Origin of the sequence: Bifidobacterium intestinale (assembly GCF_023656765.1) — a bacterium.
In the GTDB taxonomy this organism is placed as follows: domain Bacteria; phylum Actinomycetota; class Actinomycetes; order Actinomycetales; family Bifidobacteriaceae; genus Bifidobacterium; species Bifidobacterium hominis.
On record NZ_JAMOKR010000002.1, the window covers coordinates 386,347 to 398,730 of the forward strand.

Annotated in this window: 10 protein-coding genes and 1 pseudogene; 10 read left to right on the forward strand and 1 reads right to left on the reverse strand. The window is 54.9% G+C overall.

The genetic code is table 11. The features are described from left to right. Window positions 1-123: 123 nt before the first annotated feature. From NBH13_RS04520 to NBH13_RS04560, 9 genes and pseudogenes are all read left to right on the forward strand, one after another. Window positions 124-1,185, forward strand: a complete 1,062-nt coding sequence (locus NBH13_RS04520; RefSeq protein ID WP_250779120.1) for a methionine ABC transporter ATP-binding protein — start codon at window positions 124-126, stop codon at window positions 1,183-1,185. A 5-nt stretch (window positions 1,186-1,190) separates the two neighbouring features. After that, the gene (locus tag NBH13_RS04525; protein ID WP_144090380.1) at window positions 1,191-1,850 is read left to right on the forward strand and encodes a methionine ABC transporter permease; all 660 of its coding nucleotides are present in this window, start codon (window positions 1,191-1,193) and stop codon (window positions 1,848-1,850) included. 62 nt (window positions 1,851-1,912) lie between these two features. Next, window positions 1,913-3,091: a pyridoxal phosphate-dependent aminotransferase gene (locus tag NBH13_RS04530; RefSeq protein WP_250779121.1), complete on the forward strand. Its 1,179-nt coding sequence runs from the start codon at window positions 1,913-1,915 to the stop codon at window positions 3,089-3,091. 225 nt (window positions 3,092-3,316) lie between these two features. Continuing rightward, window positions 3,317-3,891 (forward strand): annotated as a pseudogene (locus tag NBH13_RS04535) (PLP-dependent transferase); the annotation flags it as partial. A 187-nt stretch (window positions 3,892-4,078) separates the two neighbouring features. Next, entirely contained in the window at window positions 4,079-4,339 is a 261-nt protein-coding gene (locus tag NBH13_RS04540; RefSeq protein ID WP_099595492.1) for a mycoredoxin, read from the forward strand. A 255-nt stretch (window positions 4,340-4,594) separates the two neighbouring features. After that, window positions 4,595-5,494: an SPFH domain-containing protein gene (locus tag NBH13_RS04545; RefSeq protein WP_099570828.1), complete on the forward strand. Its 900-nt coding sequence runs from the start codon at window positions 4,595-4,597 to the stop codon at window positions 5,492-5,494. A 316-nt stretch (window positions 5,495-5,810) separates the two neighbouring features. Then, entirely contained in the window at window positions 5,811-6,545 is a 735-nt protein-coding gene (locus NBH13_RS04550; RefSeq protein WP_250779122.1) for an ABC transporter ATP-binding protein, read from the forward strand. A 23-nt stretch (window positions 6,546-6,568) separates the two neighbouring features. Further along, window positions 6,569-7,705, forward strand: a complete 1,137-nt coding sequence (locus NBH13_RS04555) for a COG1361 S-layer family protein (protein ID WP_250779123.1) — start codon at window positions 6,569-6,571, stop codon at window positions 7,703-7,705. A 2-nt stretch (window positions 7,706-7,707) separates the two neighbouring features. Further along, window positions 7,708-9,180: an ABC transporter permease gene (locus NBH13_RS04560; protein ID WP_080788325.1), complete on the forward strand. Its 1,473-nt coding sequence runs from the start codon at window positions 7,708-7,710 to the stop codon at window positions 9,178-9,180. Between the two features lie 88 nt (window positions 9,181-9,268). Here the strand turns inward: NBH13_RS04560 and NBH13_RS04565 are convergent, their stop codons facing one another. Further along, a complete protein-coding gene (locus NBH13_RS04565) occupies window positions 9,269-11,185 on the reverse strand; it encodes a 1-deoxy-D-xylulose-5-phosphate synthase (RefSeq protein WP_250779124.1) in 1,917 nt (638 codons plus the stop codon). Between the two features lie 171 nt (window positions 11,186-11,356). On the opposite strand from NBH13_RS04565, the gene NBH13_RS04570 reads away from it, so the two are divergent. Next, window positions 11,357-12,346: a zinc-binding dehydrogenase gene (locus tag NBH13_RS04570; protein ID WP_250779125.1), complete on the forward strand. Its 990-nt coding sequence runs from the start codon at window positions 11,357-11,359 to the stop codon at window positions 12,344-12,346. Window positions 12,347-12,384: the final 38 nt, after the last annotated feature.

Here is a 12,384-nt window from a genome sequence, read left to right on the forward strand (position 1 = left end):
CGGTAATACAAAGGCCCGTATGAATCGAAGAACTCATACGGGCCTTATGTGCAAACAAGATTCATCGAACAAAACGTATTGAACGAACTTGAACAAGTGCTCGAATGAAGCGAGGAACGAACCATGAGCGTTATTGAACTCAACGACGTGTCTGTGACTTTTCATGAAGGCGGGCGAACCGTCGAAGCGGTCAAGCATGTGAACATCAGTGTAGAAAAAGGCGAGATTTTCGGCATCGTGGGTTTTTCCGGAGCTGGCAAATCCACTTTGGTGCGCACCATCAATTTGCTGGAACGACCAACAGGCGGCCATGTGGTGATCGAAGGCAACGATATCACCGCACTCAAAGGCATCCAATTGAGTGATCTGCGTAAGAAAATCGGCTTTATTTTCCAAGGATTCAACCTGATCACCAACGTTACGGTCGGCAAGAACATTGAATTCGCGCTGAAAGCCGGCGGATATCCGAAAGCGCAGTGGCCGGAACGTGTCCGCGAACTGCTGGCACTGGTCGGTTTGGAAAACAAGATCGACAGCTACCCATCAAGCCTGTCGGGCGGGCAAAAGCAGCGCGTGTCCATTGCGCGTGCGCTCGCCAACAAGCCGGAAATCCTGCTGTGCGACGAAGCCACCAGCGCACTCGACCTGGAAACCACGGAAGGTATTCTGGCACTCTTGCAGCGCATCAACCGCGAACTGGGCATTACCATCGTGTTCATCACGCATCAGCTTGACGTGGCGAAGCAGATTTTCGACCGAGTGGCCGTTATGGAAAACGGTGTGGTAGTGGAGCAGGGCAACACGTTCGACGTGTTCAGTGCTCCGAAACATCCGACCACCAAAGCGTTGGTGGAACGCTACCTTGGCATTGCCGTGCCACCGCAATTGGTGCCATCGCTGCCGGCCGGCACCATCGTGGAACTGCGATACAAGGGCGATGCGGCACTCGAGCCGCTCATCAGCCAGGTTGCGCAGGATTACGGTGTGAGCATCGACGTGCTGCATGCGAATGTGGAATATTTCGGTTCGCAGGCCATCGGCATTCTGATTGTGCTTGTTTCCGGCGCGGGGGAGCCGCTGCTGCAGGCGTTGAACACGTTGAGAACGCATGTGTTCAGCTATCGGGAACTTGATCGTGGGCAGCTGGTTGTGGCCACCGAAGCTGCGGATAATCAGGAGGCGTGAGAACAATGGAAGAAACTCTGGAAATCCTTCAAGACAATCTTGGGCAAGCACTGATCGACACGGCATATATGGTTGTGGTGTCGGCGATTATCGGCGTGGTACTGGGCACGCTGGTGGCATTGCTGCTGTATTTGACTGAAAACCGCTTGTTTACGCCGAATCATGCGCTGAACGTTATTGTAGGGTTCATCGTAAACGCGATTCGCTCGCTGCCGTTCCTGATTCTCATGGTGGTGCTTATTCCGGTTGTGCAATTGATTTTGGGTGACCCTTACACGCCGACCGGTGGCGCAATCTCCCTGTCGATCGCCGCAGTGCCGTTCTTCGCGCGAATCGCGGAAAGCGCGTTCTCCGAAGTTGATTCGGGCTTGCTTGAGGCTGCCATCTCCACTGGCGCTACCACACGCCAAATCATTGTGGATGCGGTATTTCCGCAAGCTTTGCCGTCGTTTATTCGCGGTGTGGTGCTCACCATCATTTCGCTGATCGGCTATTCTGCAATGGTCGGCACCATCGGAGCCGGCGGCATCGGCGATATGGCCATTCAATACGGCTATAACCGTTACGAAACCGGTGTGCTCGTTGTGATTGTTATTATTCTGATCGTCATTGTGCAGATCATTCAGTGGATTGGTGATTGGTTCGCGCGCAAGGTGACGCACTGATGGTTGCATATATGCGTGAATATGCGCATATACAGTTGCGCAATGATAGGGAGGGTTGATTAATGACTTCGTATGTTTCTCCTGTTGCGTTCACTACGGTGGCGCAGTCGATTCCGCCGAATGTGTTCGCCGATATGGATCGTAAGGTTGCTGCCGCGGTTGCCGGTGGAGCGGATGTGATTGATCTGGCCAAAGGCAATCCGGACGCATTTCCTGCTGATTTCATTCGGGAAGTGGCCAAAAAGGCGGTTGATGATCCGGGCAATGCCCGTTATTCGCCGTTTGATGGCAAGCCGAGCTTCCTGCGAGCCGCCGAAAGTTGGTATCGCAATACTTATGGTGTCGAGGTTGATTGGAAGACGCAGCTTTTTGCCGTGGAGGGCGCGGTCGATGGTTTGGCCGCGTTGTTCGCCGTGCTGGTTTCCCCAGGCGACGCTGTGGCGTATGCGGATCCATATTACCCTTCGTACCATTGCATGACGGTGATGAGCCGTGCCGAGGAGATACTGCTGCCATCGTTGCCGGAGCGCGGGTTCCTGCCGGATTTGGACGCGGTTCCTGCACAGGTGTGGGATCGTGTGAAAGTGCTGGTGCTCAACTATCCGAACAATCCGACGGGTGCGCAGGCTCCGCGCGAGTTTCTGCAGCATGCCGTTGATTTGGCTCATGAGCATCATTTCGCGATCGTGCAGGATTTCGCATATGCGGGATTGGGCGTCGATGCGCAGCAGATCAGCATACTGTCACTGCCGGGTGCGTTCGATGTTGCGGTGGAAGTGTGTTCGCTGTCGAAAATGTATGCGATGGCCGGCTGGCGTGCCGGTTTCATCGCAGGCAACGACGACATCGTGTCTCATGTGAAGCAGTACCACTATCAGATGGGTTCCATGGTTACGTCCAGCATTCAAGACGCTGGCACTGCGGCGTTGCTGTCGGATCAGAGCTGTGTGGCCGAACTTGCGGAACGGTATGCGTCTCGTCGCGAAATCGTTGCAGGTGGATTGCGTGAAGCCGGTTTGGATGTGTTTGATTCAGACGGCGGCATCTACGCTTGGGTACACGCTCCTGAAGATCAGACGGGTGAACAGTTTGCCGACACGCTGTTGGAACGTGCGGCCGTCGCCGCGCTGCCGGGCACATGCTTCGGCAAAGTAGGCAAGGATTACGTACGATTCAGCCTGCTCAAATCTGAGGACCAGTTGCGTGAGGCTGTGCGCCGGGTGGCTGCTGTACTAGCGTAGTTTTTCCTGCGTAGCCTTATGCATGAACTGGCGATTGCGGTGCGATGCCTTGCATCTCCGCCGTTTGATAGCCGCTTACAAGAAAACGTTATGGCGATTCGCGCGTTCTATAACAAACGTTGATAAGGCGCGGCGCGCGTTGAAACGCAGGATGCGGTTTAGTGGGTACCAGTGACCGCGTGAATGGCATGCGGCAATGAGCCACAACCCGAGGGGGTGCGCACCATGACTAGATTCAACACTCAGCTTGTTCACGGACTGCCGGTCAACGACAATAACACCGGAGCTGTGAACCCGCCGACTACGAAGCGCTTGATGCCGCTGTTTCCGGGCACTCCGCCAAGGGACCCGCGCGTGGTTGTCCGGCGAAGGACGTGTATTTCGAAGTTCTTACCAATTCGTTGCTGCAGGTCAACAATGTGACGAAGATTGCCGAAATCGCTCATCGCTATGGTGCGATTTCCATTGTCGACAACACATTCGTTATCCCGTATCTGCAGCAGCCGCTTGACCAAGGTGCCGACATCGTCATCCATTCCGCTACCAAGTATCTGGCCGGCCATTCCGAAGTCAACGCCGGTCTTGTGGTGGTCAAGGGCGACGAGCTGGGCAAACGTGTCTACTTCGCACAGAATCGTTTGGGCGGCGTACTTGCGCCGAACGAATGCGATTCGGTGCGTCGTGGTATTCAGACGCTCGCTCTGCGCATGGACCGCCAGCAGGAGAATGCGTGTGCGATCTCCAGCTATCTGTTGCTGCATCCGCTGGTCAAATCCGTGCATTATCCGGGATTGCCGGGGCATGAGTATGAGATTTGGGCATTGTTCAGGAAGTTGCGGATGAGGTGACGGTAATGAAAGACGGCCATCTTGTCGAATATGGAGCTGTCGGTTCCGTGTTACGACACCCTAAAGATGCGTATACGAAGATGTTGCTTGAGGCATCGTCTAAATTTGATGTGATTAATGCCTCGTAAGGAGTGATTTTATGACTGATGATACGACAATTGATTTCTATGGAGCCGACTGGTGCGGTGACTGCCGTCGAGCCAAGGCAGCATTGGACCGTTTCGGGGTCGCCTACAACCTTCATGATATCGAGCATGAGGATGGTGCTGCAGAGAAAGCCATTGCGATTAGCGGACAACAGCACATTCCCGTGATTCGGTTCGCTGCCGATGGCTCATGGCTGGTGGAGCCTTCGGCCACACAGTTGCAAGCCAAATGCAAGGAACTCGGCCTGATCTGATCCAACATCTCGTATGCCATCTCACGAGCCGGACAAGGAGAATTGTCTCCTGTTCGGCTCGTAGACGTATGTGGGTCGGCTTCCGGACGGTCGATGTCCGGTTTCCGAATGGACTTTGCCCAACTCGCGGACATTGTCTACATGCGATTGCATTCTTTGGTAAGTTTTTGCTTGGGTTCGGCAATGGTTGCAGAACCTACGGAAAGCCGTCAATCAACAGGCTTTCGAGAGAAAACCAAAGAAGGGAGTAATGTCATGCCGTTCCTTATTACGCTCCTTGTCATTGCACTTATCGTCGCTTTCCTGTTCTTGTCCACGTTGTTCATCGTGCCGCAGCAGCAGGCCTACATCATCGAACGTTTCGGCAAGTTCAACAAGGTGCAGTTCGCCGGCATTCACATTCGAATCCCGTTCGTGGATCGCATCGCCATGAAAACCAACATGCGTGTCAACCAGCTCAACGTGCAGTTGGAAACCAAAACGCTCGACAACGTGTTCGTTACCGTGGTGGCCTCTACCCAGTTTCGTGTCGATCCCAGCAATGTGGCGACCGCATACTACGAGCTGCGCGACCCGGCCGGTCAGCTGCGTTCCTACATGGAGGATGCGCTTCGCTCCGCCATTCCTGCATTATCTTTGGACGATGCATTCTCCCGCAAAGACGATGTCGCTTTTGACGTGCAGAAGACCGTCGGCAATGAAATGTCCCGCTTCGGCTTCACGGTGGTCAAAACGCTGATCACGGCCATCGATCCGAGTCCACAGGTCAAGAACGCCATGGATTCCATCAACGCGGCACAGCGCGAAAAGGAAGCCACGCGTCAGCGTGCCGAAGCCCAGCGTATTCAGATCGAGACCCAGGCGGCCGCCGAGGCTGAGAAGACACGCCTCCAGGGTGAGGGTCAGGCTAATTATCGTCGTGAGATCGCCAACGGTATCGTCGACCAGATCAAGAGTCTGCAGGCTGTCGGTATGAATGTGAACGACGTGAACAATGTGGTGCTGTTCAACCAGTATCTCGACACCATGCGTAATCTTGCCTCGTCGCAGAACGCGAAGACGGTGGTGTTGCCTGCTTCGACGCCTGGTGGCTTCAATGAGATGCGCGACCAGATCACTCAGGCCATGATGTCCGCGGACGAAGCTGCGCAATAGTCGCGCAATAATCGCAACGTCATATTGAATGGCATTGGCACCAAGTGGGGACGTCCCGTAAAGGACGTCCCCACTTGCCGTGAGTTGTTGAGAGATGATATTCTCCATGCGCATGTCTTTGAGGACCAGAAGAACGCTTCGACGCACGTCATGACATGCTGACAAGACCTTCCTTTGTATTTGAACTTGGCTATCTCGAGGTTGAGCTTGGCTATCTCGGGGTGTTCCCCTAAGGGATGCAAAGAACGGGGAAACAGTATAAACTCGGTCACAAATCAAGCGCGTCAGACGCCGTATGGGGGAGGCAAAGAAGACTATGGCGAATATTGAAGGGCAAGAGTCGGTGATGGGAACGCGCAGACCCATCATCGAAGTGAAGAACCTGCGTAAGGAGTATCCGGTGCTCGACGAGACCGTCGTGGCGTTGGACCGTATCAATCTCACCATTCCGCAAGGTCAGATCTGCTGTATCTATGGCGAATCTGGTTCCGGCAAATCCACTCTGCTCAACCAGCTTGCCGGTATGGAAAAACCAACCAAGGGCGGCGTGCGCATCAGGGGAGTGCCCATCTCCCGTCTTGACGAACGGCAGCTGGCGGAATTCAGACAGAAGCATCTCGGTTTCGTATTCCAGTCATACAATCTGCTGCCCAATCTGACCGCCGTCGAAAACGTGGCAATGCCGTTGATGTTCCAAGGCATGCCAAAAAACAAACGCGAGACAATCGCCAAGAAAATGCTGAAACGAGTAGGGCTCGGCAAACGCATGAACCACTATCCGACGCAAATGTCAGGCGGTCAGCAGCAGCGCGTCGGCATTGCGCGAGCGTTCGCATCGCGGCCGCAAGTCGTATTCGCCGACGAACCGACCGGCAATCTCGATTCCAAAACCAAAAACGACGTGATGGACATGATCTGCACGTTCGCACGAGACCTGAACCAAACCATCGTGCTCGTCACGCACGATGACAATATGGCGCAATATGCCGATCGTATCGTAACGCTGCTTGACGGGCGCATCATCGATGACCGTCTGGTGAATAACGCATGACAGCAAGAAGAGAAGGGGAAACCATGAGCAATGGCAGCCATTCCGCAAAATTCATCAACATGGTCATCGCACTGGTGGCATCCGCCGTCATCGCGTTGACCTGCATCGTGCCGACGGCGCTCGCAGAAGACGGCGATGGCACGGACGCCGGCAACGGCGGTTCCACCGTGCAGCTGGCGGGTCCGGTGCCGAATATCATCATCACCAACTACACGTATGGCGACGGTTCCGTGGCGGTGGGCACGAATTTCGATCTTGGCTTCACTTTCCAGAATATGGGCAAGGTTGCGGTCAGCAATATGGTCGTGACTGTTGACGGCGGCGAGAATTTCGCCATTTCCGGCGGTACGAACACGTTCTATTACGAGTCGCTATGGGCGGGTTACTCGCTGACGCAGACCGTGCCCATGCAGGTGCTGTCGAGCGCGAAGAACGGCGCGCAGGGCATCGATATCAACTTCAAATACGAGTATGTCGATGGCGACACCCGCAACTCCAACACTTCGGATATTAAGATTTCCGTACCTGTTTCGCAGCCTGACCGCTTCGAACTGGGTGATCCCGTGCTTCCCGACACCGTCAATGCTGGTGAAGAATCCACTATTTCCATGGAATATGTGAACAAAGGCAAGGGGGATGTGTCCAACGTCGAAGCGTCCATCGAAGGTGACGGCATCACCGCCACGCAAGCCACGCAGTACATCGGCAATGTGGCATCCGGCGCTTCCGGCTCCATTGGATTCGCTTTCACCGCTGATGCGGCCGGCGAATATGATGCCAAACTGAAGGTGACATACGAGGATGCCAATGGCCAGCAGCAGAGCAAGGAATCGCCGGTGAAGATCACGGTGTCTGAGGCACCGGCCCCCGTCGATCCCGGTACGGATGTTGGCCCGCAGGAAAACCAGGGCATTCCGGCTTGGGTGTGGATTGTCGTTGCCGTGGCTGTCGTTGCTGTGATCGCCATGGTGGTCATAGTGGTTGTGCGTCGCCGCAAGAAGGCGAAGAAGGCAGCCGAAGATGATGATTGGGATTGGGATCCCACTGATTCGCATGCCGGCACTGATACTGATGGCACTGCCAATACGGCTGCCGATACGGCAGGCGCTATTGATGCGCCGACCCAGGTGATTGATTCCGTGCCCTCCGTCAAGGAGTGAGCATGCGTTTTTCGGATATCGCACGTTCGTGCATGCAGAATCTGCTGCGTCGCAAATCGCGTACGGTTCTTACGGTGCTTGGCGTGATCGTCGGCTGCTGTTCAATCGTGCTCATGATTTCCATTGGCCAAGGCATCAACGAACAGAACGAGCAGATGCTCAAAAACATGGGCAACCTGAACGACATCACCGTATACGCGGACGGCGGAAGTTCGCATTCCACGGCAACGTCATCCAGCGTGAGCGGTGCTGGCAGCGAACAGGCGAAACTCGACGATGACGCCGTGCAGAATTTTCGCAGCATTGCCGGTGTGGCTGGAGTGCTTCCGCAGAAAACGATGTCATACAGTGTGGATGCCACGCAAGGAGCTGGCTCCCGGTACGTGTCGCAATATGTCAACGTGGTGGGAGTCGATGCCACGCAATTGGAAGAATCCGGCTATAAATTGGCCAGCGGACGTCTTCCGATGCGTGCCGGCGAAGTGTTGGCGGGCAAATCCTTCGTGTATTCGTTCTACGACAAGTATGCGTCAGATCCGAGCAATCATCGTATAGAAGCGGGCGGTTATTACTGTGATGAGCATGGTTGCGCCCAATCCGAAGGCGAAGACCCGTTCTTCGATATGCTGAACTCCAAAATCACACTGATTACCGGAGCCAACTATCAAAGTCCCGACGACTACCGCAAGGTGGGCAGAGGATCCGTGGCGCCATCCGATTCCGGCAGTGGCGAGAGTCCCACCATTACCATGCCATACACTGTGGTGGGTGTCATTGATTCCTCCGCCAACAACTATGATGCGTTCACTTCCGGCATTGTGATGAGCATCGACGATATGAAAACGTTGAACGCCAAAATATCGGGGGATACCAAGACCAACATGTCAAGCAAGGTCGTTTACGATCAGGTATTGGTGCATACCCAAGACATCAAAGACGTTGCCGACGTTGAAGCGCAAATCAAGGGTGCAGGTTATCAGACTTCCTCGTTTGAGCAAACGCGTAAGGAAATCGAAAAGCAGTCGCGGGGCATCCAGCTGGCTTTGGGCGGCATCGGCGCGGTGTCGTTCTTCGTTGCCGCGATTGGCATTGCCAACACCATGATCATGTCGGTATCGGAACGTACTCGCGAAATCGGCATTATGAAGGCTCTCGGCTGTTATGTGCGCGATATTCGCATGATGTTTCTCTGCGAGGCTGGCGCGATCGGCCTAGTTGGCGGTGCGATCGCCTGCCTGATTTCCGCAATCGGTTCGATAGGCATCAATATGGCGTCTTTGGGTGGATTCAGTGTTGAGAATCTCGGCAAGGCGATTATGGGCGGCGACGATGTGAGTCGTATTTCGGTGATTCCATGGTGGCTTTTTGTGGTGGCCATGCTGTTTTCGATTGCCGTTGGTGTGATCGCAGGTTTCGGTCCTGCCAATAAGGCTGTGAAGATTCCGGCTTTGGATGCCATCAAGAACGATCAGTGATTGCCGGCTGTGCAATGCTGATTGCTGATTGGCGGGAATGGTTCGTGGATGCAGCGGCCAGTCCCGCCAATTCGTTTATGCGTATCATTTATTCGTCAAGAACACCACGAATTCGAGAGACGATGGTTTCCGCAGTCAAGCCGTAACGTTCATTAAGCTCGTCCAGCGGCACCCGGTCGGTGAACTCCTTGGATGCGCCAAAGTTCAGCACACGAACATGAGAAGCCTTGGCGTTGCTGGAATTCGCGTAGAATGCGGTGACCTTCTCACCCCATCCTCCTTCCAACTGACCATCCTCCAACGTAACGACCAAACGATGCCCGTCGACAAGCATCGTCAGCAATTCGGCATCCATCGCAGAATACTGCAATGCGTCAACCAGCGTCGCAGTGATCGCAGCATGCGTCCCATCATCTTCCGCAAGTGCCGACGTGACTTCCGCAGCCAACGGCATGGTGTTGCCGAGTCCAAGAATCGCCACATCCCTGCCGGGCTGAACGATTTGATAGCGCGTGAATGGGCACTCTCCGGCGATATTGACGGCCGGATCATGCTCTTCGGCGCGTTGCAACGGATCGAACGCCATATCGGCGGCACGTTCGAGCGCAAGAATCTGCTCGCCGGGCATACGAATCGCCACCACACCATGCTCGGATGGGCCGGTAGCCCAGGCCAGCATGTCAAGCATCTGTTCGCCGCTTGCGGGAGCCAAACAGGTCACGTCGGGAACATTGGCGAACATCGTCATATCGAATGTGCCTGAATGCGTGTTGTCGGCGCCGGAAATTCCCGCACCGAAAATCAGCAGTGTGGCGGGAACGTGATTCAACGCCAACTCTTGTTGCAGCTGGTCGAAGGTGCGCTGGAAGAACGTGGCGGAAGTCGCAAGCACGGGGCGGCCGCCCGCTTTGGCGATGCCCGCGGCGAACGCAGCAGCATGCTCTTCCGTAATGCCGGTATCAACGTAATGCGCGCCCGCACGCTCGCGAAAATCTCGTGTGATGCCGTTCGATCCAGGGGTTGCGGGGGAGATGACCACCAATCCCGGCTCGTTGCTGAAACGGCGTTCCAACGATGCCATGGCCATTTCGCCATAGTATTTGCGTGCGTCGAGCGGTTTGCCGAGTGAGGCCTCCGGATCCTGCCAATGATTGGCCTCGCATTTGCCCGCATGAGGTTGAGGATTGGTCTGATTGCAGCCGTCCGAACCTTTGTCGAACTCCTCGCCATCGTCGAAGCCCAAGCCTTTGGTGGTGTGAATATGCACTACGATCGGGTGGTCGATACCTTTGACCTCGTTCAACACCTCCACCAGCGTGTCAACATCATTGCCCTGCTCCACGTAGCGGTAATCCAAGCCAAATGCCTTGAACAGGTTCAGTTCCGCCGTGCCATCTGACGCACGTAACTTGGCAAGCTGTCCGTACATGCCACCGAAATCCTCAGCGATTGACATTTCATTGTCATTGACGATGATGATGAGATTGCCGCCCTGTTCAGCCGCGTTATTTAGCCCTTCGAAAGCGATTGCTGAACTCAAAGAACCGTCTCCGATAATGGCAACGACATTGCCGATAGCGCTTTCGCCTGTTGCAATGCGTTGCATATCGCGGGTTTTGGCGAGACCGCACGCGAGTGAAATCGAAGTGCCGGTATGACCAAGCACAAACGAATCATGCTCGCTTTCCAACGGATTGGTGAAACCGGTCACCTCGCCGAATCGGGATTCGTCGAGATACGCTTCGGCACGTCCGGTAAGCATCTTGTGCACGTAGCTTTGGTGCGACACGTCGAAAATAAAACGGTCGTGAGGCGAGTTGAACACGCGATGCAATGCCACGGTGAGTTCCACCACGCCAAGATTTGAGCCGATATGCCCGCCATGCTTCCTGCCGTAATCAAGCAGTGTGGTGCGGATTTCAAAGCATAAATCGCGTAATTGTTGGGCCGAAAGGGCATGTACGTCCGCAGGAGTGTGAATCGAACTCAAAATGCCAGCGGTCATCGTGCGCAATCACCCTTCCCTACGATCAGTGCAACCAAATGCGAAATCTTATCCCACTGTATGCCCCGACGAGGGTGTTTACGGGCAAAGGAGCGCAAAGTCTTCTCAACTTGAGGCACAATAGAGGTGTTTGCAATCGTGAAAAGCCGTTATTCGCAAAGGAGCGCGAACATGAAAGCCGTATATGCCACCGGAACGAATTATGATGATCCGCTGTCTATGCTCGAAGTGGGCGATATGCCCGAACCTGAAACCAAGCCATTCTGGTCCACCATTCGTGTGAAATCAGCGAGCGTGAACCATCATGACGTGTGGAGTCTGCAAGGAGTGGGGCTTGCCGACGAGCAGACGCCGATGATCCTCGGCACCGATGCGGCAGGCGTGCTGCAAGAAGACATTTCCGTGCGTAAGGGGCTTAAGGCCGGCTCCGAAGTGGTGCTGTACACGTTCATCGGCACCGATGGGGCCGGAGTCATGCCGGGGGAGCGTCGTTCGATTCTTTCCGAACGGTACGCGGGAACCATGGCCGAATACACGCAGGTGCCCAGCGCCAACGTGTTTGCCAAGCCTGAGAATCTCAACTTCGATGAGACTGCAGCATTGGGCACCAGCTGGCTTACCGCATATTCTTTGCTGTTCACGTCGGCGAATGTGAAGCCGGGGGATACGGTGCTTGTTCAAGGTGCTGGCGGAGGTGTGTCAACCGCTGCGATCCAGCTTGCCCATGCGGCTGGATTGGAAGTGTTCGTTACCTCACGTAGCGAAGACAAGCGCAATCGTGCATTGGAAATCGGCGCCGACGCGGTGTTTGAATCGGGTGCACGACTGCCTCACAAGGTGGATGCCGTCATCGAATCCGTCGGAGCGTCCACTTGGAGCCATTCCGTCAAATCCGTGCGTCCGGGAGGCACCATCGCCATCTGCGGCGCGACTACGGGCGATCAACCTGGCGCCGAACTTACGAGAATCTTCTTCCAAGATATTCGTGTGCAAGGCAACACCATGGGTTCTCGCGAGGATTTCGCACGCCTGTTGAAATTCGTGGAACATGCCGATCTGCACCCGGTTATCGACTCCGCATATGCGATCGATGATGCGCGACTTGCGTTTTCCAAGATCGTGAATGGCGACGTTTTCGGGAAAATCATGTTGCACATCTAGCCGATTGCGTAAAGTAAGCGGTGTTCAAGAACATGTTC